24 protein-coding genes are annotated in these 23,655 nt (G+C 47.6%); 20 read left to right on the forward strand and 4 right to left on the reverse strand.

Annotated elements, in window-relative coordinates; translation table 11 throughout:
* Positions 1-343 precede the first annotated feature (343 nt).
* A complete protein-coding gene (gene rpoE / locus NST62_RS01530) occupies positions 344-904 on the forward strand; it encodes a DNA-directed RNA polymerase subunit delta (protein WP_342463056.1) in 561 nt (186 codons plus the stop codon).
* Between the two features lie 403 nt (positions 905-1,307).
* Positions 1,308-2,915, forward strand: a complete 1,608-nt coding sequence (locus NST62_RS01535; protein ID WP_141602162.1) for a CTP synthase — start codon at positions 1,308-1,310, stop codon at positions 2,913-2,915.
* A 293-nt stretch (positions 2,916-3,208) separates the two neighbouring features.
* On the opposite strand, the gene NST62_RS01540 is transcribed toward NST62_RS01535, so the two are convergent.
* Positions 3,209-3,736: a DUF2529 family protein gene (locus NST62_RS01540; protein ID WP_141602163.1), complete on the reverse strand. Its 528-nt coding sequence runs from the start codon at positions 3,734-3,736 to the stop codon at positions 3,209-3,211.
* A 173-nt stretch (positions 3,737-3,909) separates the two neighbouring features.
* On the opposite strand from NST62_RS01540, the gene NST62_RS01545 reads away from it, so the two are divergent.
* A complete protein-coding gene (locus NST62_RS01545) occupies positions 3,910-4,278 on the forward strand; it encodes a response regulator (protein ID WP_141602164.1) in 369 nt (122 codons plus the stop codon).
* Positions 4,279-4,366: 88 nt separating this feature from the next.
* Here NST62_RS01545 and NST62_RS01550 read toward each other — a convergent pair whose 3' ends face one another.
* Positions 4,367-4,909, reverse strand: a complete 543-nt coding sequence (locus NST62_RS01550) for a DUF4352 domain-containing protein (RefSeq protein WP_141602165.1) — start codon at positions 4,907-4,909, stop codon at positions 4,367-4,369.
* A gap of 272 nt (positions 4,910-5,181) precedes the next feature.
* Between NST62_RS01550 and NST62_RS01555 the strand changes: the two genes are divergently transcribed.
* From NST62_RS01555 to NST62_RS01625, 15 genes are all read left to right on the forward strand, one after another.
* Positions 5,182-6,045, forward strand: coding sequence for a class II fructose-bisphosphate aldolase (locus tag NST62_RS01555; RefSeq protein WP_141602166.1), 864 nt, complete (start codon positions 5,182-5,184; stop codon positions 6,043-6,045).
* Between the two features lie 313 nt (positions 6,046-6,358).
* Positions 6,359-7,009, forward strand: a complete 651-nt coding sequence (fsa, locus tag NST62_RS01560; protein ID WP_141602167.1) for a fructose-6-phosphate aldolase — start codon at positions 6,359-6,361, stop codon at positions 7,007-7,009.
* Positions 7,010-7,196: 187 nt separating this feature from the next.
* The gene (locus tag NST62_RS01565) at positions 7,197-8,477 is read left to right on the forward strand and encodes a UDP-N-acetylglucosamine 1-carboxyvinyltransferase (RefSeq protein ID WP_141602168.1); all 1,281 of its coding nucleotides are present in this window, start codon (positions 7,197-7,199) and stop codon (positions 8,475-8,477) included.
* A 74-nt stretch (positions 8,478-8,551) separates the two neighbouring features.
* Positions 8,552-9,514: a class II fructose-bisphosphatase gene (gene glpX, locus NST62_RS01570; protein WP_141602169.1), complete on the forward strand. Its 963-nt coding sequence runs from the start codon at positions 8,552-8,554 to the stop codon at positions 9,512-9,514.
* Between the two features lie 158 nt (positions 9,515-9,672).
* Positions 9,673-10,953 (forward strand): transcription termination factor Rho, encoded by a 1,281-nt coding sequence (rho, locus tag NST62_RS01575; RefSeq protein ID WP_141602170.1) that lies wholly within the window; start codon positions 9,673-9,675, stop codon positions 10,951-10,953.
* A gap of 321 nt (positions 10,954-11,274) precedes the next feature.
* Entirely contained in the window at positions 11,275-11,475 is a 201-nt protein-coding gene (rpmE, locus tag NST62_RS01580) for a 50S ribosomal protein L31 (RefSeq protein ID WP_141602171.1), read from the forward strand.
* 138 nt (positions 11,476-11,613) lie between these two features.
* The gene (locus NST62_RS01585; protein WP_141602172.1) at positions 11,614-12,186 is read left to right on the forward strand and encodes a thymidine kinase; all 573 of its coding nucleotides are present in this window, start codon (positions 11,614-11,616) and stop codon (positions 12,184-12,186) included.
* Positions 12,187-12,774: 588 nt separating this feature from the next.
* The gene (gene prfA, locus NST62_RS01590; RefSeq protein ID WP_328219800.1) at positions 12,775-13,851 is read left to right on the forward strand and encodes a peptide chain release factor 1; all 1,077 of its coding nucleotides are present in this window, start codon (positions 12,775-12,777) and stop codon (positions 13,849-13,851) included.
* Positions 13,838-14,701 (forward strand): peptide chain release factor N(5)-glutamine methyltransferase, encoded by an 864-nt coding sequence (gene prmC, locus NST62_RS01595; RefSeq protein WP_342463057.1) that lies wholly within the window; start codon positions 13,838-13,840, stop codon positions 14,699-14,701. Before prfA ends, prmC begins: the two co-directional genes overlap by 14 nt.
* A 45-nt stretch (positions 14,702-14,746) precedes the next feature.
* Positions 14,747-15,346: a stage II sporulation protein R gene (locus NST62_RS01600; protein WP_141602175.1), complete on the forward strand. Its 600-nt coding sequence runs from the start codon at positions 14,747-14,749 to the stop codon at positions 15,344-15,346.
* A gap of 261 nt (positions 15,347-15,607) precedes the next feature.
* Positions 15,608-16,636 (forward strand): L-threonylcarbamoyladenylate synthase, encoded by a 1,029-nt coding sequence (locus NST62_RS01605; protein WP_328219801.1) that lies wholly within the window; start codon positions 15,608-15,610, stop codon positions 16,634-16,636.
* 109 nt (positions 16,637-16,745) lie between these two features.
* The gene (locus tag NST62_RS01610; protein ID WP_328219802.1) at positions 16,746-17,243 is read left to right on the forward strand and encodes a manganese efflux pump; all 498 of its coding nucleotides are present in this window, start codon (positions 16,746-16,748) and stop codon (positions 17,241-17,243) included.
* A gap of 24 nt (positions 17,244-17,267) precedes the next feature.
* Entirely contained in the window at positions 17,268-17,738 is a 471-nt protein-coding gene (locus NST62_RS01615; protein ID WP_141602178.1) for a low molecular weight protein arginine phosphatase, read from the forward strand.
* Positions 17,719-19,017 (forward strand): methyl-accepting chemotaxis protein, encoded by a 1,299-nt coding sequence (locus NST62_RS01620; protein WP_141602179.1) that lies wholly within the window; start codon positions 17,719-17,721, stop codon positions 19,015-19,017. The genes NST62_RS01615 and NST62_RS01620 overlap by 20 nt, the downstream gene beginning before the upstream one ends.
* A gap of 323 nt (positions 19,018-19,340) precedes the next feature.
* On the forward strand, positions 19,341-19,664 hold the full coding sequence (locus NST62_RS01625; RefSeq protein ID WP_141602180.1) for a cytochrome c: 324 nt from the start codon (positions 19,341-19,343) through the stop codon (positions 19,662-19,664).
* Between the two features lie 232 nt (positions 19,665-19,896).
* Here NST62_RS01625 and NST62_RS01630 read toward each other — a convergent pair whose 3' ends face one another.
* Both NST62_RS01630 and NST62_RS01635 read right to left on the reverse strand, forming a co-directional pair.
* Positions 19,897-21,465: a hypothetical protein gene (locus NST62_RS01630; protein WP_342463058.1), complete on the reverse strand. Its 1,569-nt coding sequence runs from the start codon at positions 21,463-21,465 to the stop codon at positions 19,897-19,899.
* Positions 21,462-22,004: a hypothetical protein gene (locus NST62_RS01635; protein ID WP_141602183.1), complete on the reverse strand. Its 543-nt coding sequence runs from the start codon at positions 22,002-22,004 to the stop codon at positions 21,462-21,464. Before NST62_RS01635 ends, NST62_RS01630 begins: the two co-directional genes overlap by 4 nt.
* 383 nt (positions 22,005-22,387) lie before the next feature.
* Between NST62_RS01635 and rpiB the strand changes: the two genes are divergently transcribed.
* The gene (gene rpiB / locus NST62_RS01640; RefSeq protein ID WP_141602184.1) at positions 22,388-22,825 is read left to right on the forward strand and encodes a ribose 5-phosphate isomerase B; all 438 of its coding nucleotides are present in this window, start codon (positions 22,388-22,390) and stop codon (positions 22,823-22,825) included.
* Positions 22,826-22,833: 8 nt separating this feature from the next.
* Positions 22,834-23,403 (forward strand): TIGR01440 family protein, encoded by a 570-nt coding sequence (locus tag NST62_RS01645; RefSeq protein WP_141602185.1) that lies wholly within the window; start codon positions 22,834-22,836, stop codon positions 23,401-23,403.
* Positions 23,404-23,655: the final 252 nt, after the last annotated feature.

The following is a 23,655-nucleotide window of genomic DNA, read 5'->3' on the forward strand; positions in this document are numbered from 1 at the left end:
ATTTTTTTCTTTTTTATAAAAAAGTGCTTCATTTTTTATCAATTTTGGAGGAAAATTGGCTATAATGTTTTTTGCGAGAAGTGGAGGGTTGCAATTGAAACGGTACGCAGATTATGCAGTGATTGGATCGTGTCTCATTGCAACCTTCTTTCTATATAACAAACAAATGGGGGCAGTCCCGCTTCTCTTATTGTCAGGATATTTATTTTTCATGGCAATCAGAGAATTTTACAAGATAAAAAACAACAAATGAATCTAGCATAGTATACAATGATTTGTATATAATGGATAACATGTTCAATGTATGTAAAGAAAGGGCGTGCACGAGTTGGAGATTCGTGAAATGACACAAGAGCAAATTGCGGAAGAATCAATGGTGGATCTTGCATATGCAATTTTGAATGAAAAGAAAACTGCCATTCCATTCCTTGAATTATTGGAAGAAATCCGGAAATTGAAAGGACTTTCCGAAGAAGAAGTAAAAAATATTCTGGTCCAGTTCTTTACGGATTTAAACGTAGACGGCCGCTTCTTGTTGAACCACGACAATATGTGGGGGCTTCGCGAATGGTATAAAATCGAAACGGTTGAAGAGGAAACGGCGCCTACCATCAAAACCCGCAGACGCAGAGCGAGACTTGCCTACTTTGATGATGAAGAGGAAATCATCGATGAAGAAGATCTTGTATTTGAGGAAGAGCTTGAAGAGTTCCTTGACGAAGAGGATGAAGAGCTCGACTACGATGAAGATATTGTCGATGAATTTGAAGAGGATTTGGGCACTTTGGACGAGGAGCTTCCGGATATTCCGGGAGTGGACGATGATATCCTGGAAGAGGATGAAGAATTCCTCATGGATGAAGACGAGATCGATGTAGAAGCGGATGAAGAGGAAGAGCAATAATCTTCTGTGAATGTGTAAATTTTTTATCTAATGATATAAATCCCTTGACTTCTCGACCCGTTCCGTTTAATCTTTTATTTGGGCTCCTTCAGAAGGAGAAATGAACGTGAGTCAATCACGCTCCCCCTGCGAAATTGCAGGAGGAGCGTTTTTTTATTTTTTAAACCCTGAGGAAGCTTAAGTTCATTGCGCAATGTTTCAGCCGAGAAGCGTAATGCGAGCCGAGACATTCTTAAAAATCGGGTTTATCCTTTTTCCGGATGGGAATGTTGCATAGAGGCCTGGAAATAATGAAAAGGGAACAGTGGAAGGACAAGATTGGAAGAGAAAAACATGCGGCAATGAATCAAAGAAGCTTCTTGATTCGATAAAAGTGCAAATTTTTTGAGGAGGAATTTTACAAATGACAAAGTACATTTTTGTTACCGGTGGAGTAGTGTCGTCCTTGGGAAAAGGGATCGTTGCTGCATCGCTGGGCCGGTTGTTGAAAAATCGCGGATTGCAAGTGACGATTCAAAAATTTGATCCATATTTGAACATAGATCCCGGTACGATGAGCCCTTATCAGCATGGGGAAGTATTCGTGACGGATGACGGCGCGGAAGCGGATTTGGACTTGGGCCACTATGAACGTTTCATCGATATCAACCTTGGCAAACATTCGACAGTGACTTCCGGAAAAATTTATCAAACAGTGCTTGCGAAAGAGCGCCGTGGCGACTATCAGGGAAAAACGGTGCAAGTCATTCCGCACGTGACAAATGAAATCAAGGAACGCATCCAACGGGCCGGCAAAGAAACGAATGCGGACATCGTCATTACGGAAGTAGGCGGAACGGTAGGGGATATCGAAGGCCTTCCGTTCCTGGAAGCCATCCGCCAAATGAAATCCGATTTGGGCGCGGAAAATGTCATGTATATCCATTGTACGTTGATCCCTTATATCCGCGCGGCCGGTGAATTGAAAACAAAACCGACGCAGCACTCCGTAAAGGAATTGCGCTCATTGGGGATTCAGCCGAACATCATCGTGGTGCGCACGGAGCTTCCGGTTTCCGATGAAATGAAAGAAAAATTGGCGCTGTTCTGCGATGTCGCAAAACGCAACATCATCGAGTCCCGCGATGTGGAGCATTTATATGAAGTGCCGTTGAATTTGCATGCGCAGGATTTGGACGATATCGTGCTCGAGTACTTCGGCATCGAAGCGCCGGAAGCGGACATGTCCGACTGGAAAGAACTTGTGCATAAAGTGAAAAACTTGAAATATAAAACGCGCATCGCCCTTGTCGGCAAATATGTGGAATTGCAGGATGCCTACATTTCCGTGGTGGAAGCGCTGAAACACGCGGGATACGTGTACGATTCGGATATTTGCATCGACTGGGTGAACGCGGAAGAGATTACGGAAGAAAATGTGCATGAAATCTTGAAGGACGCGGACGGAATCCTTGTGCCGGGCGGATTCGGAAACCGCGGCACGGAAGGGAAAATTACGGCCATCAAATATGCCCGCGAGAACGACATCCCGTTCCTCGGCATCTGCCTGGGCATGCAGCTGATGGCGATCGAGTATGCCCGCAACGTGCTCGGATTAAAAGGGGCGCATACAACGGAAATCGACAAAGACACGTCATATCCAATCATCGATTTGCTGCCGGACCAAAAAGAAGATATGGATTTGGGCGGCACATTGCGCTTAGGTCTATATCCATGCAAATTGCTGAAAGGATCCCGCGCCCAACAGGCTTATCAGAGCGAGCTGATCTATGAACGCCATCGCCACCGCTATGAATTCAACAACGAATTCCGCGAAGCGATGGAAGCGGAAGGGCTCGTCTTCTCCGGTACAAGCCCCGACAACCGCCTGGTGGAAATCATCGAATTGCCGGAGAAAAAATTCTTCTTGGGATGCCAGTTCCATCCTGAGTTCGTATCGCGCCCTCAGCGTCCGCAACCGCTTTTCCGCGAGTTTGTCGGAGCGGCGTTCAAAAACCGCAAACATCAATAACGGAATTTTGCGGAAATCCTTCAATCAAGGAAATCGGAATTTGCCTGGAAGAAAAGAAAAAGCGGCACAGCCAAAAGGCGTCTGTGCCGCTTTTTTATTTTGAAAAAAGAAAGCGTTCGATCGGCCATTTTGCCGCAAAAAAGATAAAGAGCGAATGGGGAGGGTTCTCCCTATTCGCTCTTATGGTGATGATGGAGGATGGGCAAAAAGATAAAAGCGGATGTCTAACGCTTTCGATATTATTTTAATATACTATTGCCCGGATATAAAATAATATACTCGAAGAATAAAGGTTAAATTTCATCTTCCATGATTTCATCGTAGACAAGCTTGATGGCTTCATATATAAAAAGCCCGGCGTGCAGATGTGGGACAACCGCCCGTTCGCCCAATTTCACCGGATGGGGGATCAATCCGCCGCGTACATGCATGGAGACATACGTATACGCAAGATCGCTCAATTCATTTTCATCGCCCGGCGCTTCAGCGGCAACTGCCGCAAAAGGAATGAACCGCCCGTATAAGGTTTTGGCCAGCCGCAGGGCTTCCGGATGATGGCAGCTCTTTGCGAAAATCAGCACCCGGTCCGTTTCATGGATTTCCACATCCGGCGTCCATTCGGCGAGCTTCCTGAACGGTTCCTGGCCCGTCAATGCGTAGAATTCGATTGCCTGCAGTTCATCAAAGCACGCAAAATACACTTTTCCTTCCCCGATGCCGGCCTGGGCAAGAAGCCGTGCCGTTTCTTCGATGGAATCTTCTTCGATTTGCGCAATTTTTTGGAATAATCCGGTTAATTGAGTAGCAAGTATTTTTGACATATTTCCACCTCATCCCAATTATAATGGCCGGTTTGCTGAAATGCAAAAGGGACCGTCAGGAGGAAAAAATGCCCATTTTTTTGGCGCGAACCAAAAATGAGGTTTATGATGAGGGAGATGGGGGAAATAGTAACCAAGCAAGGGAAATTGTAGTTATTTGAGGGGAAAAGATTGTGAAAAAAATACTAATCGTCGATGATCAAAGAGGAATTCGTTTGTTGCTCGATGAAATTTTTAAAAAGGAGGGAGTAAAGACATACCTGGCATCGAACGGACAGGAAGCGCTGCAATTGCTGGAGAAGGCAAAGATGGACTGCGTGCTTTTGGACATGAAGCTGCCGGGGATGGATGGCCGGGAATTGCTGAAGCGGATGAAAACGCTTTATCCGGACATGCCGGTGTTTATGATGACCGCATATGAAGAGATCGGACAGGAGAATGGTTTCGGTGCGGATCATTATTTTACAAAACCTTTCAATGTGTTGGAGTTGAAAAACACCGTTTTAGAATGGTTGAACCGAAACAATGTTTTATCCGACTAGGGCCGTTCCAACATGTTGGGGCGGCATTTTCTTTGGAGCGGCCCGTTTATTCCGGGATGCATAGCCTATTGAAGTTCGATTTTCAGGGCTATTCAAGATGAATTTTGACTTCATCTTCGCTCCAGAATTCAGGATTGTAAATCAATGTCAGTTCACCATCCCCGGCAGGCTGTTCAAAGGCGACCGTTCCCGCCCTTTTTTCGCCCGGACCCAGCTCGCCGCTTTCCAAGGCCGTATCCGGGTCAATGGACGCAGAGGTTGTCTCAATCTCCTGTCCTTGGCTGTCCTGTATGGAAAAGTCGGAAGGGTTGTAGGAAATCTTTTCGCTTCCGACATTTTCGATTTCCACATGCACGATGATATATTCTTTGCCGGAAGCGGACTGGTCGGCTGCGTTCCCGGAAGTTTTATCCACCTTGGTTACGGTCAAAGCGGCTTCACCGATCTGAACTTTTTCGCCGACTTTGAAATTCGTTTTTGTTTCTTCCTGTTGCCCTTGTTTTTCACCCGTTTCCTGGGCTTCATCATCTTTGGAAACGGATTTCGGCGTATCGTCAGCTACGCAGGCGGCCAGCATGGCGCCGCTGAACAATAAAGAGGCAAAGAGCAGGCTTGGCTTGTTGAATTTCATGGAACATCTCCCTTTCTATCATTTGAATGCCGGGCAGGACCGCGTCCGGTTCAATCATTTATTTTCTTTAAAAGTATCCTTCTTTCCGTCAAAGATTATTCTTGCTGAGGAGAGCATAATTTGGGAAAAGGAAGAAATAATTGGATCGGAAGGCAAGGACGGTTCCCGATCCTCCGTCATCGCCCGTCCGCTGCCTACTTGTGGGTAATAGTTGAATTTGGTACTATTATTACGGAAAAAGTTAATTAACCATCCTGAGGAGGATTTGAATAATGCCACTAGTATCAATGAAGGAAATGCTGATTAAAGCCAAAGAAGGAAAGTATGCGGTTGGTCAATTCAATATCAACAACCTTGAGTTTACACAGGCGATTTTGCAAGCGGCCGAAGAAGAAAAATCTCCGGTGATTCTCGGAGTTTCTGAAGGCGCAGGAAAATATATGGGTGGATTTGTTGCGGTAGTTCATATGGTAAAAGGTTTAATGGAAAGCTACAACATCACCGTTCCTGTCGCAATCCACCTGGACCACGGTTCCAGCTTCGAAAAATGCAAAGAAGCCGTTGACGCAGGTTTCACTTCCGTAATGATCGACGCATCCCACAAACCATTCGAAGAAAACGTTGAAATCACGAAAAAAGTAGTGGAATATGCCCATTCAAAAGGCGTTTCCGTGGAAGCTGAACTCGGCATCGTGGGCGGACAAGAAGACGATGTCGTAGGACAAGGCATCATTTACGCCGACCCTCAAGAATGCAAACAATTGGCCGAACTCACTGGCATCGACTGCCTGGCGCCTGCATTAGGTTCCGTACACGGTCCTTACAAAGGCGAACCAAAACTTGGTTTCAAAGAGATGGAGGAAATCTCCAACTTGACAGGGCTTCCACTTGTTCTTCACGGCGGAACAGGCATCCCGACAAAAGACATCCAACGCGCGATTTCTTTAGGTACGGCAAAAATCAATGTAAACACTGAAAACCAAATCGCCATGACAAAAGTGGTCCGTGAAATCCTTGAAAACGATCCGAAATTGTATGACCCACGCAAATACTTGGGTCCTGGCCGCGAAGCCATCAAACAAACAGTGATCGGAAAAATCCGCGAATTCGGAAGCTCCAATAAAGCGTTCGAATAATCGGCGCATCCGGAACCGGAGCGGGCGGATTCGCCGGCTTGCACGGAAACGGTGTTGATCCATCCGGCTGGCGGATCCCGCAGTTCTGTTAATGAAGGGAATCCACTTTTCCGTTCCGGCTGAAGGCGAAAAAAGTAAAAAGCGTTCGAGATTTAGCAAAAAAATAGTCCGAATTCATTGTTTATTTTCCTCAAATAAATGTCTAGTATAGACTGTAATGACAGAAAACTTCACTTCGAAATGGGCAAAAGAGAAGTGTCGATATGGAACGACCTTCTCTTCATTTTTAATGCAATAAAGGGGAGGGCATTTAATGAAACTGTTTATCGATACGGCGAATTTCGAGGAAATTAAAGAGGCGCACTCTTGGGGAATCCTGTCGGGAGTAACGACCAACCCTTCGTTGGTGGCAAAGGAAGAAGGCATTTCCTTCCATGACCGGCTCCGTGAAATCGCGGAACTCGTGGACGGATCTGTCAGCGGGGAAGTCATTTCCCTCGATGCGGAAGGCATGATCCGGGAAGGGCTGGAACTTTCGCAAATTGCGCCGAACATTACGGTGAAACTTCCGATGACGCCGGAAGGATTGAAAGCATGCAAATTTTTGTCCGAAAAGGGCATCAAAACGAATGTCACATTGGTTTTCAGCGCCAACCAGGCCCTTTTGGCAGCCCGCGCAGGCGCGACGTACGTTTCTCCCTTCGTTGGCCGTTTAGATGATATCGGTCAAAACGGCGTCGAACTCATTTCGCAAATCGCGCAAATCTTTGATATCCACCAGATCGAAACGGAAATCATCGCAGCATCCATTCGCCATCCGCAGCACGTGGTAGACGTCGCTTTGGCCGGAGCCGATATTGCCACAGTTCCATTTAAAGTATTGAAGCAAATGTTCAACCATCCATTGACGGACAAAGGCATCCAGCAGTTTTTGGCCGATTGGGAAAAACGCCAAAATAAATAATTAAGAAAATTGGCAAGACCTTGTTTAGTTTCCTTGGAGGACAGAAAAAACTAAAGATAAGACAAAATGCTATCAATTTTTGAAGGACCGAAATAAACTATTGTTAATGAATGTTTTTTCAGATGCGTATTTAAGTGGAAAACAGACAATAATAAAGGAAACTTTCCAATTACGAGGGAGAACGCGTATGGATGTTTATAAAATTATTGGCGGAAATCGATTAAAAGGAACAGTCAAAATCAGCGGAGCGAAAAATAGCGCTGTAGCATTAATTCCCGCTTCCATTCTGGCCAATTCGCCGGTGACCATCGGCGGGATTCCCGAAATCTCCGATGCTTTTACGTTAAAAGCCCTGCTGGAGGAAATAGGCGGGGAAGTGGTTTTCGAAAATGGACAAATGACGATTGATCCGAGAAATATGATGCCGATTCCGTTGCCAAACGGGAATGTGAAAAAACTTCGTGCCTCCTATTACCTCATGGGTGCCATGCTGGGGCGGTTCAAGAAAGCGGTCATCGGATTGCCGGGAGGATGCTTTTTGGGTCCCCGGCCAATTGACCAGCATATCAAAGGGTTTGAAGCGCTGGGAGCGACAGTGACCAATGAACACGGCGCTATTTACTTGAGAGCGGAAGAATTGAGAGGAGCGAAAATCTACCTGGATGTCGCCAGCGTCGGGGCGACGATCAACATCATGCTTGCCGCCGTGCGGGCAAAAGGGAGAACGATTATCGAAAATGCCGCAAAAGAACCGGAAATCATCGACGTGGCAACGCTGCTCACAAACATGGGGGCGAACATTAAAGGGGCCGGAACAAGTGTCATCCGGATCGAAGGTGTCGATGAACTTCATGGCACCAATCATGTCATCATCCCGGACCGGATCGAAGCAGCGACATTCATGATCATGGCAGCAGCATTGGGAGATGGCGTCACAATCGACAACATCATTCCTCTCCATTTGGAAGCGGTCACGGCAAAATTGCGCGAAATGGGCGTGAAAGTCGAAGAAGGAGAAGAGAGCATCTTCATTCCGAAAACGGATATTTTGCAGGCGGTCGATGTCAAAACGCTTGTTTATCCAGGGTTCCCCACAGATGTTCAACAACCCCTCTCCGTATTGATGACGCAAGCAATCGGTGCTTCGAAAATTACGGAAACGATCTACACATCCCGGTTCAAGCATATTGATGAGTTAAGACGCATGAACGCCAATGCGCGGGTGGAAGGCAATACGGCCATCATCCTGGGACCAACCAAATTGCACGGCTCAAAGGTACGCGCGACCGATCTCCGGGCTGGCGCCGCTTTGGTGCTTGCAGGACTCCTTGCCGAAGGGGAAACGGAAATCCATGATATCTACCATATCGAAAGAGGCTACAGCCACTTTGTCGAAAAACTGCGGAGCCTCGGGGCGGATATTTGGAAAGAATCGATAACGGCCAGCGCCTTGGAAAGGGCTGAGTAAAATTCGAATCTATGGTAAAATAGTTTAGTAATCGGAAGTATCGGTATTTGTAATGGTAGGAGGAACATAATAGAATGGAACGTAGTCTGACTTTAGAATTAGTTCGTGTTACTGAAGCGGCAGCAATTGAATCCGCAAAATGGATGGGGCTCGGCTTGAAATACGAGGCGGATGATGCGGCAACGAAAGCGATGCGCGCATTGTTTGATACAATCCCTATGCACGGCCGGGTAGTCATCGGCGAAGGGGAAATGGACGAAGCCCCAATGCTCTACATTGGAGAAGAGCTCGGCCTTCGCAACGGCGGTCCGGAAGTGGACATCGCCGTGGACCCTTTGGAAGGAACGAACATCGTGGCAAAGGGAGGCCATGGCGCGTTGACGGTCGTGGCCATCGCGGACCGGGGGAATTTATTGCATGCGCCGGATATGTATATGGAAAAAATCGCGGTGGGTCCTGAAAGCAAAGGAAAAATCGACATCAACAAATCGGTGACGGAAAACCTGAAAGCCGTCGCGGAAGCAAAAAATAAAGCTGTTTCGGACGTGGTAGCCATCATCCTAGACAGACCCCGCCACCAAAAAATCGTGGATGAAATCCGCGCTGCCGGTGCCCGCATCAAATTCATCCAGGACGGAGACGTAAGTGCTGCCATCAGCACCGCTTTTGACGAAACGGGCATCGACATTATGTTCGGAATCGGAGGAGCTCCGGAAGGCGTTCTTGCCGCTGTCGCATTGAAATGCCTCGGAGGAGATTTCCAAGGCAGACTGGTGCCATACAACGACGAAGAGATCAAACGCTGCGAAGAAATGGGCATCGACCTTTCCAAAGTCTTATACTTGGACGATCTCGTAAAAGGGGACGATGCCATCTTTGCCGCGACAGCCGTAACGGACAGCGAATTGATGAAAGGCGTTCAATTCAAAGGCGATTACTGCTTGACCAATTCCGTGGTGATGCGCGCAAAAACAGGTACAGTCCGCTTCATCGAAGGCCGCCACAACATGCTCAAAAAACCAAGATATCTGAAATAATCCAATCTTCACAATTTGAGATGTCCGGTCATATATCTTAAAATATATATCGGGCATCTCCCACCCTTCCAAAATTCTCACCGTTTTCATTTTCCAAAACCCTGACAAAACAGAAGTTCATCCTGATATAAAAATTTTATAAAGACTGGAGTAATGCTATGACGCTAACGATTGCTCAATTGGAAAACATGACATTGAAGGAATTATATAGTCTTGCAAGGGAATATAAGATTTCCTATTATAGCAAACTGACGAAAAAAGAATTGATCTTTGCCATCTTAAAATCCCGATCGGAACAGGAAGGCTACTTCTTCATGGAAGGGATCCTGGAAATCGTCAACTCGGAAGGATTCGGATTCCTCCGGCCAATCAACTATTCCCCTTCCAAAGAAGACATCTATATCTCTGCTTCCCAAATTCGCCGATTTGACCTTAGAAACGGCGACAAAGTTTCCGGTAAAGTCCGCCCGCCTAAAGAGAACGAACGTTATTACGGACTGCTCCAAGTTGACGCGGTCAACGGAGAAGACCCGGAAGTTGCAAAAGAACGCGTTCACTTCCCAGCATTGACTCCACTCTATCCAAACCGGCAAATCAAGCTCGAAACAACACCCGATAAGTTATCAACAAGAGTCATCGATTTGATTGCGCCTATCGGTTTTGGCCAACGGGGGTTAATTGTGGCGCCGCCAAAAGCGGGGAAAACGACGCTGTTGAAGGAAATTGCCAACGCCATTACGACGAACTATCCGCAGGCGGAACTGATTGTGCTGTTGATCGATGAACGTCCGGAAGAAGTGACGGATATCGAGCGTTCCGTCAAAGCGGATGTGGTGAGTTCGACCTTCGACGAATTGCCGGAAAACCACGTGAAAGTGGCGGAATTGGTATTGGAACGTGCCCGCCGCCTCGTTGAACATAAGCGGGATGTCATTATTTTGATGGATTCCATCACGCGGCTTGCCCGCGCCTATAACCTGGTCATTCCGCCAAGCGGAAGAACATTGTCCGGCGGTATCGACCCGGCGGCTTTCCACCGGCCAAAACGTTTTTTCGGCTCCGCCCGCAATATTGAGGAAGGCGGCAGCTTGACGATTTTGGCAACGGCCCTGATCGACACGGGTTCCCGCATGGACGATGTGATTTATGAGGAATTCAAAGGGACAGGAAATATGGAGTTGCATTTGGACCGGAATCTTGCGGAACGCCGGATTTTCCCTGCATTGGATATCCGCCGGTCCGGAACGCGCAAAGAAGAATTGTTGATTCCGCCGGAGCAGCTGGACAAACTTTGGGCAATCCGGAAAACTTTCACCGACGCCCCGGACTTTACGGAACGTTTCTTGAAAAAACTGGCCTCCACAGAGTCCAACGAAGAATTTTTTGAATTGCTGAACGAAGAAATGAAAAAGGCGACCAAAGGAAAAGGATTGCTGTAATTTGCGGGCAATCCGTGACGGGCTTTCAATAGATTCATAGATTGGACAGACATCGAAGAACAGCTCCGAACTTCAGCTCAGCGGACTTTCAAAATAGATTGGCCAGTTGTGCATGGTTTGGCGCGCAGCAACCGTTTTCATTGATTGTCAATGCAAAATCCTTTATAGGATTGCTTGAAACTTCAGCAAGAGTATGTTATGATATCCGAGTATGTTACGTGTGCATATGTAACTGGCGTATTCGGGTTATGTAAGGCACAGTACGAGATTAAAAATTAACTCTGTTCCAGAATAATGGTTCAGGGCAGGAGGTAAACGAATATGAAACAAGGAATTCATCCAGAATACCATATCGCAACAGTTACTTGCTCATGTGGCAACACTTTCCAAGTAGGTTCAGTGAAAAAAGACATTCGCGTTGAGGTTTGCAACGAATGCCATCCATTCTACACTGGACGTCAAAAATTCGCGGCTGCAGCCGGCCGTGTGGATCGTTTCAACAAAAAATACGGTCTCAAATAAGAACAGTAAAAATGCCTGCCATGATTGTTGGCAGGCATTTTTTTGAGTAGAATTTTCCTTTTGATGTTAACGGGGCAAAAATCCTTTTGAGCAAAATCTCATTTTTCATTATAAAAAAGGGCAAAAAGAGGGAGAACGATGGCGCAATTATTTTTCAAATATGGGGCAATGAACAGCGGAAAATCCTTTGAAATTCTGAAAGTTGCACATAATTATGAAGAGCAGAATAAACCGGTGCTGATGTTTACTTCTGCCATCGACGACCGGGATGAAGTCGGCTATATTTCAAGCCGCATCGGCATGCGCCGGAAAGCGATTCCCGTTTATGACGACACGGATATGTTTGAAGTGGTGAAAAGTTATCCGGAAAGATTGTTTTGCGTGCTCGTGGATGAAGTCCAATTTTTGAAGAAGCACCATGTCCTGCAATTGACGAGAATCGTGGACGAGCTGGACATTCCGGTGATGGGCTTCGGGCTCAAGAACGACTTCCGCAATGAACTGTTCGAAGGCAGTAAATACATGCTCCTTTATGCGGATAAAATCGAGGAAATGAAAACGATTTGCTGGTTCTGCCATAAAAAGGCGACGATGAACCTGAGGATTGATGAAAACGGCAAACCGGTTTACACCGGAGATCAGATTCAAATTGGAGGAAACGATACATACTACCCGGTATGCCGGAAATGCCATGCCAATCCGCCGTTGTAAAGGGGATTGCGCGGGGAAATTTTTGTGTGCGGGGCTGAGTGCGCAAGCAGCGGGTTTAAGTGCACGAGTAGGGTATTGAAGTGGCCGGCAGGGGCTTTATGAGCGCGAGAGGAAGGGTTCAGTGCCCGAGAGGAGGCGCTAAGTGCGCAAGTTGGGGTTATAAGTGCCCAAGAAGAGTGCATAAGTGCCCGAGAGGAGGCTCTATGCGCCCAAGGAGGAAGCATAAGTGCCCGAGAGGAGGCTCTATGCGCCCAAGGAGGAAGCATAAGTGCCCGAGAGGAGGCTCTATGCGCCCAAGGAGGAAGCATAAGTGCCCGAGAGGAGGCTCTATGTGCCCAAGATAGGTTCATAAATGCCCGAGGGGAGACTCTATGTACCAATAGCAGTGCATAAGTGCCCGATGCGGGATGGATTTTTATGCCTAGGCAGACGCTTTCTTCGCGCCAGCAAGCAGATTACCGCACAATTCAGCATCAAAATTCCCGAACCAGTAGCACATCATGTGCATTTTCTTTATACTAATAAAGTCGAAGAAATTCATGGCGCTGGCCTTTTCCTATAAACCGAACAACAAACGAGGTGAACGACATGTTTGATAAACTGCAGGCAGTGGAAGATCGCTACGAGCGTTTGAACGAATTGCTGAGCGATCCGGAAATCGTCAACGATCCGAAAAAACTTCGCCAATACTCCAAAGAACAAGCGGACCTCCAGGAAACGGTGGAAGTCTACCGCGAGTACAAAAAAACAAAAGAAGAATTGGAACAAACGCGGGAAATGCTCGAAGAAAAGCTCGATCCTGAAATGTACGAACTGGCGAAAGAAGAATTCAGCGCCTTAAAAGATAAAATCGAAGAATTGGAACAACGCTTAAAAATCCTTCTCCTTCCGAAAGATCCGAACGATGACAAAAACGTCATCATGGAAATCCGCGGGGCTGCCGGAGGAGACGAAGCCAACATTTTCGCCGGGGACCTTTTCCGCATGTATACCCGCTATGCGGAATCCAAAGGCTGGAAGGTCGAAGTATTGGAAGCTTCCCCAAGCTCAAGCGGCGGATACAAAGAAATCATCTTCATGATCAATGGCCATGGCGCATACTCCAAATTAAAATTCGAAAACGGCGCCCACCGCGTGCAGCGAGTGCCGCAAACGGAATCGCAGGGCCGCATCCACACATCCACTGCCACAGTGGCCGTATTGCCGGAAGTGGAAGATGTGGAAATCGAAATCAATGAAAAAGATATCCGCGTGGACACATTCGCCGCATCGGGAGCAGGCGGGCAGCACGTCAACACGACAATGTCCGCCGTCCGCATGACGCACATTCCAACCGGGATTGTCGTTTCCATGCAAGATGAACGCTCCCAAATCAAAAACCGCGAAAAAGCATTGAGAGTCCTTCGTGCCCGCGTGGCCGACTACTACAACCGGGAAAAACAAAAAGAATTGGATGCAGCACGAAAATCCGCGGTCGGCACAGGCGAACGTTCAGAGCGCATCCGCACATACAACTACCCGCAAAACCGCGTCACTGACCACCGGATCGGCTTGACGATCCAAAAGCTCGATCAAGTCATGGAAGGGAAGCTTGATGAAATCATCGACGCCCTTATCATGGAAGATCAGGCTTCCAAATTGGCGCATTTAAATGAACAAGAATAAAACGGTGTTGGAGGCCCTGAACTGGGCTTCTTCTTTTTTAACCGGACATGGTCGTGACGCCAATGCGGCAAGAATTTTGATGCAGCACCTCTATGATACGGACTACACGGGATTGATGATGCGCATTCATGAAAAAATGCCGGAGCAGAAGTGGAAGGCGTTCCGGCAAATGGCGGAAGAGCACGCAAAAGGGAAGCCCGTCCAGTACATTACGGGAAAAGAAGAATTTTATGGGAGGACCTTCCATGTTGATGAATCGGTGTTGATTCCGCGCCCTGAGACGGAGGAATTGATTGTCGGGGCGATTGCGCGGATGAAGCGGATTTTCGGTGAAAACAAGGAAGTCAAAATTGCCGATATCGGGACAGGAAGCGGAATTATTGCGATTACGATGAAACTGGAATGGCCGAATGCGAAAGTTACGGCGACGGATATTTCGGAAGCGGCGCTGGAGACCGCCAAACGCAACGCCCGCAGCTTGAAGGCGGACATCGATTTCCGCCTGGGAGATTTGACGGATCCGATTGCGGGGGAAAAGTGGGATGTCATTTTATCCAACCCGCCATACATCGCCTATAAGGAAGCGGGGGAAATGTCCGATGTCGTATTGGACTATGAACCGCATCTGGCGCTCTTTGCGGAGGAAGACGGATTGCAATTCTACAGAAGAATGGCCGAGTCGTTGCCGGATTTATTGAACCGGCCGGCTTTGATCGGCGTGGAAATCGGATACCGGCAGGGGGAAGCGGTGGCCGATCTGTTCCGGTCCCGTTTTCCGGATGCGCAAATCGAAATTGTGAAAGATATCAATCAAAAAAATAGATTTGTTTTTTGTATAATCGATGTATAAAAATCTCCCTTCCCGTCCATGATGATGGCAGGGAGGGAATGAAACATGCTAAACGATTACGAGATTATTAGAAATGAAAAAGAACGGGTTCATCCTATCGTCAGCATTCTCAAATTGCTCGCGTCCAGCTTGGCGGTCTATTGTTTTCTATTAATGGTGCCGGATTTGGTAGATCAATTCTATGAACTTCGTGAAAAGATGATAGATGATTCATTGAAAGTGCGCGTCATTGCCAACAGCAACACGAACGCGGACCAGCAGCTGAAAGAGGAAATGGTGGCAAGCCTCCAGCCGATGTTTACAGAAATTTTGTACAATGAAGCGAACGGAATCGACAATGATGAGGCGCTTGCGAAATTGGACACATATGTTGCGCGGCATTATGGCGAGCATGATGTGAAAATCAATCTCGGCGAGCATTTGACGCCACCGAAGTGGGACGGCAATACATTTTATCCGCAAGGCTATTACAATACGTTGGTGCTGACAATCGGCGCAGGCCGCGGCGACAACTTCTGGTGCAGCATCTTCTCGAATTTGTGCAAACGTCCAAGCGAAAAGGACAAAGAGGAATTGAAGGAAGAGGAAGAGAAAGAAGAAGTGCGGTTCCTTGTATGGGAATGGCTGAAGAAGCTGTTTGCCTAATGAGGAAGGAATTAGTTTGGCGATGAAAGAACAGCGGCTTTTGGAATCATGGATTGTGGACGATATTATAATGAAGGAACTTCACAGCCGAAAAAAACATATTTGAATTTTTCACAACCGGTTTGAACCATTGGGTGCCCAATCAAAAAATTCGACAAAGTTTTCCACGGATTGTGGGGAAGTTATGCACACTTCGCACGAAATTATCCACATATTGTGGATAAAATTGTTGAAATTCAGTATTTTCAGGAGATGACATACATGGAAACGGTCTTAATAACTGTGGATAAAAAAGTGGATAAAGAAAAAATTTATTCACAAGCTGTGGATTTATTGAATCAAGGGGAAGTGGTCGCCTTTCCGACCGAAACGGTTTACGGCCTCGGGGCAGTGGCGACGGATGATGAGGCTGTGAAGAAAATTTATGAAGCGAAAGGACGTCCTTCCGATAACCCCCTTATTGTACATATTGGAACGATTGAAGAAGTTTCGGATTATGTGGAGGAGGTTCCGGAAAAGGCGAAAAAATTGATGGAACGCTTTTGGCCGGGGCCTTTGACATTGATTATGAAAGCAAAACCGGATGTGCTGGCAAAAAGCGTGACGGCGGGGCTTCCGACAGTGGGCATCCGCATGCCGGATCATGAAGTGGCATTGGAGCTTTTAAGAACGCTGAAAAAACCGTTGGCGGCGCCGAGTGCCAACCGGAGCGGAAAGCCGAGCCCCACGAAGGCGGAGCATGTGTATGAAGATTTGAAAGGCCGCATTCCTTTGATTTTGGATGGAGGCACCACAGGAATCGGCATTGAGTCGACGGTATTGGATGTGACGGTCGATCCGCCGGTGATCCTGCGTCCGGGCGGGGTGACGAAGGAAATGCTGGAGGCGGAAATCGGGGAAGTGGCGGCGCCGTCCCTGAAAGAACAGCAATTGGAGTCGACACCGAAAGCGCCCGGCATGAAATATACCCATTACGCACCGGAAGCGCCGGTCTATTTGATCGAAAGGAACCGGGAGAAAATTGAAAAGACCGTGCGCGAACTGCAAAACAAAGGGCATCGGGTGGCCCTTCTGGCGCCGTCCAATTATGCGTCCATTCCGGCGGATTATTTCTTTCCTTTTGGCGAGGAAGAAGATAGAAAGCAGATGGCGGCCAACCTGTACGACGCTCTCCGCGCATGCGACAAAACCGACGCGACCATCATTTTGGCCACCACGACATCCACTGAAGGCGTCGGCGCTGCCATCATGAACCGCCTCCATAAAGCCGCCGGAGGGAAATTTATCTAGGGCATTTTTTGGGCGCGGCTTATGGCAAAGGCGGTGTACGCAATAATATTTCGCCCGAAAACATCATATGATGAAATGCCAGGCACTTTATATAGAAAAGAGGACATTCGTGCAAGAAATTGTTTCGGGGCTTATTGTATCACTGGATGTGGCAGCGTTGTATTTGTTGGTTACGGAAGTGAAAAGCCGTTTCTTGCTTTCAATGTGGACAGCCATCCTTCACATGGTCTTCCCGGTCATCGGATTCAGCCTGGGAAATTGGATGCTCCACATTTTATTGCAATGGTCCGGCATCGTTTCAAGCGGCCTTTTATTTTTTATTGGACTGCAAATTCTTTTGTCTTCGAAAAACCCGAAATATTCTGTGCCAATCGGCCTTTTGGCGGTCACTGCAAGTTTAGATACCTTTTCAGTAAGTATTTCTTTTGGTATGCTTAATTTACAAAAATATTATTTTATATTAAGTTCAGGGATATGGACCTTCATCATGTCCTATCTCGCCCTGCATGCGGCGAAAGCGGGGATTCCGATAAAAAATGCGCCTTTTAAATGGATAGCCGGGCTATCTTTAATTACAATAAGTATATATACATTATGGGAACAGTAACAAGGAGAAGAGTGAGAGGGTACCATGAATATTTATTTTGTATGCACAGGAAACACATGCAGAAGTCCGATGGCTGAAGCGATTTTAAAGCATAAGAATATCGAAGGCATCGAAGTCAAGTCAGCAGGCATCTTCGCTCTGGAGGGCGGCAAGATATCAGAACATTCCAAAACCGTCCTGGAGCAGGAAAATATCGATTTTGAACACACAACAAGGCAAGTGAATGAAAAAGATATCGAATGGGCGGATTTGATTTTAACCATGACCGCTGCCCACCGCGATATGATCCTTCAATTTTACCAAAATGCAAAAGGGAAGACTTATACGCTCAAAGAATATGTAATGCCGTACAGTTCGCCTGATGTATCCGACCCCTATGGCGGTGATTTGGACACATACAAAAATACCTATAACGAATTGAATAGATTAATAGACGAACTGGTGAAGAAAATCACTGAAGGGGGCCGGGAAAAGGATGAGGAACAAAGCGTTTAGCATCCGGCGGAAGCTCGTTTTATTCGTTGGAATATTGGCGGTCATTACATATTCCACGAGCTTTCTGTTCATCCATTTTTTTCATCCGTACTTTTTCTCGCAATTCCGCATCTTCTCAAACAGCCTTGTCTTCGAAATCATTACATATGCATTGGGCATAACGTGGTCATGCATCCTGGCGGCCATCTTCAGCGTGGTCATAACAAAACCGCTTGAAAATCTGGAAAGAACGGCCGTGAGAGTTGCGGAAGGCAAGATTGGACAAGATGTGGAAATGCCAAGGACACAAGACGAAATCCGATCCGTGGCCGAAGCCTTCCAGCTCATGCTTGAAAATCTGCGGCGGATGGTCGACAGCATTGACGTCAACTTCCAAAAAACGAATGAAACGATCATCGCCCTTTCCGAACAGACCGCGAGCGCAACGAGAAAAGCGGAAGGCATTGCCGAAACCGTCGGGCAAATTTCGGCCGGGGCGGAATCATCCGCAACCGCCGTGCAAGAAACCGCGGAAGCCATTGAAGATGTGCGGCAGCTGGCTTCGGAAGTGAATCAAAAAGCATTGAATTCCAAAGCCGCTTCTTTGGACATGCTCGAAAACCTGAAAATCACCTCCAGCGCCTTTCATAACCTGATCGGCAGCATCCAAAAAATCACGTCCGGCAATGAAAAAGCTTTGGAAAGCATCCATCAGCTGGAGAAAAATGCGGAACAAATCGGGGAAATCATCCGGCTGGTCGGCGATATTGCCGCACAGACCAATCTGCTTGCGCTGAATGCTTCCATTGAAGCCGCAAGAGCCGGGGAACAAGGAAAAGGTTTCGCGGTGGTGGCGGAAGAAGTGCGCAATTTGGCGGATGAAAGCGCCAAAGCCGTAAAAGGCATCACCGAATTGATCAAAACGATGCAGGATAATGTGGACATCGTCGTCAAACAGATGAACGAACAGGTGGCCTTTGCCAAAAAGGAATCCGCAAAGATTACGGAAGCAACGGCCGTCGTCGAGCAAATGACAACAAGCGTACATAGCATGGCAGATACAGTGATACATATTTCCAAATTAATCGAAAAGCAAATGGAAAACATTGAAACGACCGCCCGCCAATCCCAGGAAGTGGCAGCCATCGCGGAAGAAACATCTGCCGGAGCGTTGGAAGTGAAAGGCTCCACCGACGAGCAGGCGGCAAACTTGGAACAAGTGGAACAACTCTCACAGGAATTGAGACGGCAATCCGAACAGCTTTATCAATTGATTCAGCAGTTTGACCGCTCGAAGTGACCGCAAGCGCGCGTAAAGAAGGATTGGATATTGCGGGTTGTGCCGTTTATTGATGATTGAGGCAATTGGATGGCGCGGAAGGTTGTGCCTTTCATGAATGGATGCGAATGGGATTGGGAAGGACAGGTCCATGGTTAAATGATTACATAGTTGATTGATTCGATCTTGGAAAAGCCGATTGGGAAGGATATGTCCATGGTTGGACTGGGCTTGGTCTGGAAGGGCGCAGGAGGTTGCCTTTTCTTTGTTGAAGCTGGTACAATCTATAATGAATGATTTGGAAACAGGATTGTATAGGGATGAAATGGCAGGGGGATATAAAAATGAAACCATCCAAAGTGGTGTTGGCAACTTTCGTCGGCTTGGGGCTCATTGGACTTGGTGCATGCGGCAATGATGAGGAAGGAAAGAAAGCGGAAGTGAATGAAGAGTTGGCGGCAGAAGGGGAAAAAATCGTAAAATCCAGCTGCGCCAGTTGCCATGGGGTGGATTTGACAGGCGATCTTGGGCCAAATTTACATAATCTTACTTTGTCGAAGGAGCAAATTATGGAAGTGTTGAGAAAAGGCGGGAAAACCATGCCGCCCGGAACGGCTAACGGCAAGGAAGAAGCGGTCGCTGAATATTTGTTGACGTTGAAAGAATGAAGTGTTTATACATAACCGGACTGCCTCTGGAAAGTGTTCTTTCCGGGGCAGTTTTTTTATTGGGTTGGAGACTGGGGGAAGGGGGAGCGGCAAAGGGGTTCAAATATCCAAGAGGGGACTTATTTGCCTGAGCAAGGGAAATATCCGCCCAAGATGAAATGGTAAGAGCCCAAGGTTGGGAGTGATCTGCCCAAGGGGGAGTTGCAAGAGCCCGAGTTGAAGGGTCATCTGCTCAAAGGGGATGTGCAAGAGCCCAAGAGGGGAGCGTATCTGCCCAAGAGGAATGAGTAAGAGCCCAAGATTGGGAGTGATCCGCCCAAGAGGAAGATGCAAGAGCCCAAGAGGGAAGCGTATCTGCCCGAGTAGGAGATTCATCTGCCCAAGAGGAATAAGTAAGAGCCCAAGGTTGGGAATTATCCGCCCAAGAGGAAGATGCAAGAGCCCAAGAGGAAAATGTATCTGCCCATGATGAAGGAGCAAGTGCCCAAGATCGGGAATTATTCGCCCAAGAGAAAGATGCAAGAGCCCAAGAGGGAAGCGTATCTGCCCGAGTGGAAAATCTATCTGCCCAAGAAGAAATTGTAAGAGCCCAAGATTGGGAATTATCCGCCCAAGAGAAATCAATATCGATGAATTGATAGCCCGGTTCGCCGGTTGCCACTATGTAGGCCTGTCCGTACACCTCATCGCCCACTTTGACGTCGATTAAATGAGGAAGGCCGCCCAAATCATCCGGAATCGCAAATTCATATGTCAAATTCCCTTTGTCATCTGTTTCAGCTTCTCCCAAATCAAAGATTTCCGGGCCGTATCCTTCCTTCGTCACCCGCGTACCGACCATCGTATGCCAATCGAATGAGACTTTCTCATTTTTCGGCAATCCGGAAGCCGTCAACACAACCTTTTCGCCCACTGTGCCTTCCGGACGGTCCAATGCGACTTTCACGCCATCCTTATTCTTCGGTTCCGGCATTTGGATGCCGCCATCCGCGGCTTCCGGCGCCTTTTCCACATACGATGCCGTTGTCACCGGCTCATCGGACGTAATTTCAAAGGTGAAATAGTGTGTATGAATATAGTTGATGGCCGAACTGTCCCGGCTCAAATACGGGAATCCGCTTGCGCCGCTTTCCACCGTGATGCTGTGGAGGCCTTTTTTCCCGGCCGCGCGGAATACGGCTACCGCTTTTCCGTTTGTCGTCACGGCGGTAATCATGCCGGTATATTTATTATCCCAGTTCACATGCCACAAGCTGCCGTACATTTTCCAGCTTAACCCTTCACCCTTGATTGTGACTTCTGTTCCAGGAGGTCCGGATGTCGGGCTGATGGTGAACACCGTTTCCACAAAGAAGTTGGCTTTCGCGACCACTTCATCATCCTGATAAACGAGAATATCATGGTCATCGCCGAATCCGTCCGGAATGGAGAAAGCGCCTGCCCATTTTCCGTCCGCATCGGCTTTTCCTTCGGCCACCACTTTTTCCGCCGGTTCATAGGCGGCTCCGATGAAGGAATAGTTGTCCTCAATTTGATAAGAGCCTTCCATATCGACCCAAACCACTTTCAACGGCTTTTCCGGTTTCAACGATTCCGCCGTGATGGCCACTTCGTCGCCGATGCGGCCGCTGCTTTTGCTGAGCGTCACTTTGCCGATCAAATTCACGTTTTTTTCCTCGGCGCTGGCAGAAGCCTGTTCGTCTTTATTTTTTGATTCTTCGCCGGACTGGGTGCAGCCGGCCAAAACAAAGATGATGGAGAGAGAAATGAAGAATGCCCGAAGTCGCCGTTTTTTCATCATTGAGCTTCCTCACTTTGAGGAGCGGCTTGAGCCTGGGCTGCCAGTTTCGCTTCTGCTCCTGCTTCAAGGATGGTCAATTTGGATACCCCCACATTAAACGGCTCATAAGCATACTCTTTGCCGTCCACTTCCGCAACGATTTGGTAATCCAATGTTCCGGTAGGGAAGTCGTCCGGCACTGTCCAGCTTACAGTATAAAGCAATGTGCCTTCTTCTCCATGAGGTCCAAGTTTCATGTCCATTTCTTCCCCAGTGCCCAATACCAATTTCACTTTCGCATCTTCCACAGTTTTTTCAGTCTTTTGGTCTATGACGTTCGCACGGAACACGATCGTGTGGCCGCGTTCGAACCGGCTGTCAACGACACAGACCGCATCTTTCTGGAGGTGGGAATTCACCGTATCCCCCAATACGACAATTACCGGTTCCTCCGTTTTGGTTTCCTCCGATTTGTCCGCCGCATTGTCGCCGCTGCAGCCTGCAAGAATTGCCGCGGCCAACAGCGCGCTTGCAAATAGTTGCCCCTTTCGTTTCAACATGAACAATATCCCCCTTTGTTATCAAATCTTTTATCCTACCAATTTTAAAAAAATTGGAAGTAATATATTTACTATTATTATAGTTTATAAACATTTTCTGTTAGAGTAGTATTTTTTTCATTATTATCCGGTAAATAATAGATTCTCGATAAAAAGAATGGGCCTTGTCCGCGGAATCGGCCTTATTGAAAAATCCCGAATAATCCGGAAGGAAAACAGAAAAAATATTAGAGGATAACAAGAAAAATGAACATTTTTTATTGAACTGAGCAAAAATATTCGTATTTCAATAAAAAGTAGAATCAAAAAGATAGGAAAATCCGTATTAATCTTTTATAATTAGTGGTACACTGTTGTTAGAAAGAGCTTGAGGAGGGTACCAAGTGAAAGTAGCCATTTCATCGGACCATGGTGGCAACCGGTTGCGGAAGGAAATCATGGATCTGTTAGATGAATTGAATATTGAATATGAGGACTTTGGACCAACATCAGATGATTCCGTGGATTACCCTGACTATGCCCTTCCAGTGGCGGAAGGGGTGGCCAGCGGAAAGTTTGACCGCGGCATTCTGATTTGCGGAACAGGCATCGGAATGAGCATTGCGGCCAATAAAGTGAAAGGTGTCCGCTGCGCATTGGTCCACGATGTATATAGCGCCAAAATGACAAGATGCCATAACGACTCCAATGTGCTGGCAATGGGGGAAAGGGTCATCGGTCCAGGGCTTGCAAGAGAAATTGTGAAAACATGGCTGAATACGGATTTTGAAGGCGGACGTCATGAACGCCGCATCAACAAAATCGCGGAAATTGAAGGGTGAGCCGCGCGATGACTCTGGAAATGATACGGAACCAACTATCGCAGCTGTTAAGGGAATTTGAGGAGCAGGCGGAACTGAAGCCGGGGCAATTATTTGTCGTGGGATGTTCCACTTCGGAAATAAAAGGATCGAAAATCGGAACGGCGGGTTCGACGGAAATTGCGGAAGTGCTCTATGAAGAATTCGACGCTTTCGCCAAGCAGCATGGAATCTATCTTGTGTTCCAGGGATGCGAGCACATCAACCGCGCCTTGACTTTGGAATCGGAAGCGGCCGAAAAATACGGGCTCGAGCCGGTATCGGTGGTGCCTGTCCCAAAAGCGGGAGGCTCCATGTCCGCCTACGCTTACCGGAAAATGGACAATCCCGTTGTGGTGGAACATGTCCGCGCCCATGCGGGAATTGATATTGGGCAAACACTGATCGGCATGCATTTGAAAGAGGTGGCCGTTCCTGTCCGCACATCCGTCCGCCAAATCGGCGAAGCGGTGGTGACCGTTGCCAAAACCCGTCCGAAATTGATCGGCGGCAGCCGCGCAGTGTACGAACTGCCGGAAGAATCCACGACATGCCATTAAGGGATGTCGCGGCTTTTCAAGGGTGGCCATGGATGTTTGGTTGTATCGCGGCGGCTTGCGGGAATCGCCTGCCGTCAAGATGCATCGCTGTCCTGCCGGAAAGTCCCTGCAAGGTCCAACTGCTTTGACCGATATGCAGTGCCGCCGGGCTTGCCGGGCCTTTCCGCCGATTCATGGCTTTGCTGCGGCTTTCCGCGGTTCATTTTTTGCAAATTGATTGAATATGGAAAACCCTAGTGAAAATCACGGGAA

Source organism: Ureibacillus sp. FSL K6-8385 (genome assembly GCF_038593155.1).
Classification (GTDB): Bacteria; Bacillota; Bacilli; order Bacillales_A; family Planococcaceae; genus Ureibacillus; species Ureibacillus terrenus.

What these genes read in the sequence shown, in the direction of transcription:
- rpoE (WP_342463056.1), top strand. Translation starts at nt 344, where the DNA reads ATGACACAAGAGCAAATTGCGGAAGAATCAATGGTGGATCTTGCATAT.
- NST62_RS01535 (WP_141602162.1), top strand. Translation starts at nt 1,308, where the DNA reads ATGACAAAGTACATTTTTGTTACCGGTGGAGTAGTGTCGTCCTTGGGA.
- NST62_RS01540 (WP_141602163.1), bottom strand. Translation starts at nt 3,736, where the DNA reads ATGTCAAAAATACTTGCTACTCAATTAACCGGATTATTCCAAAAAATT.
- NST62_RS01550 (WP_141602165.1), bottom strand. Translation starts at nt 4,909, where the DNA reads ATGAAATTCAACAAGCCAAGCCTGCTCTTTGCCTCTTTATTGTTCAGC.
- NST62_RS01555 (WP_141602166.1), top strand. Translation starts at nt 5,182, where the DNA reads ATGCCACTAGTATCAATGAAGGAAATGCTGATTAAAGCCAAAGAAGGA.
- fsa (WP_141602167.1), top strand. Translation starts at nt 6,359, where the DNA reads ATGAAACTGTTTATCGATACGGCGAATTTCGAGGAAATTAAAGAGGCG.
- NST62_RS01565 (WP_141602168.1), top strand. Translation starts at nt 7,197, where the DNA reads ATGGATGTTTATAAAATTATTGGCGGAAATCGATTAAAAGGAACAGTC.
- glpX (WP_141602169.1), top strand. Translation starts at nt 8,552, where the DNA reads ATGGAACGTAGTCTGACTTTAGAATTAGTTCGTGTTACTGAAGCGGCA.
- rho (WP_141602170.1), top strand. Translation starts at nt 9,673, where the DNA reads ATGACGCTAACGATTGCTCAATTGGAAAACATGACATTGAAGGAATTA.
- rpmE (WP_141602171.1), top strand. Translation starts at nt 11,275, where the DNA reads ATGAAACAAGGAATTCATCCAGAATACCATATCGCAACAGTTACTTGC.
- NST62_RS01585 (WP_141602172.1), top strand. Translation starts at nt 11,614, where the DNA reads ATGGCGCAATTATTTTTCAAATATGGGGCAATGAACAGCGGAAAATCC.
- prfA (WP_328219800.1), top strand. Translation starts at nt 12,775, where the DNA reads ATGTTTGATAAACTGCAGGCAGTGGAAGATCGCTACGAGCGTTTGAAC.
- prmC (WP_342463057.1), top strand. Translation starts at nt 13,838, where the DNA reads ATGAACAAGAATAAAACGGTGTTGGAGGCCCTGAACTGGGCTTCTTCT.
- NST62_RS01600 (WP_141602175.1), top strand. Translation starts at nt 14,747, where the DNA reads ATGCTAAACGATTACGAGATTATTAGAAATGAAAAAGAACGGGTTCAT.
- NST62_RS01605 (WP_328219801.1), top strand. Translation starts at nt 15,608, where the DNA reads ATGGAAACGGTCTTAATAACTGTGGATAAAAAAGTGGATAAAGAAAAA.
- NST62_RS01615 (WP_141602178.1), top strand. Translation starts at nt 17,268, where the DNA reads ATGAATATTTATTTTGTATGCACAGGAAACACATGCAGAAGTCCGATG.
- NST62_RS01620 (WP_141602179.1), top strand. Translation starts at nt 17,719, where the DNA reads ATGAGGAACAAAGCGTTTAGCATCCGGCGGAAGCTCGTTTTATTCGTT.
- NST62_RS01625 (WP_141602180.1), top strand. Translation starts at nt 19,341, where the DNA reads ATGAAACCATCCAAAGTGGTGTTGGCAACTTTCGTCGGCTTGGGGCTC.
- NST62_RS01630 (WP_342463058.1), bottom strand. Translation starts at nt 21,465, where the DNA reads ATGATGAAAAAACGGCGACTTCGGGCATTCTTCATTTCTCTCTCCATC.
- NST62_RS01635 (WP_141602183.1), bottom strand. Translation starts at nt 22,004, where the DNA reads ATGTTGAAACGAAAGGGGCAACTATTTGCAAGCGCGCTGTTGGCCGCG.
- NST62_RS01645 (WP_141602185.1), top strand. Translation starts at nt 22,834, where the DNA reads ATGACTCTGGAAATGATACGGAACCAACTATCGCAGCTGTTAAGGGAA.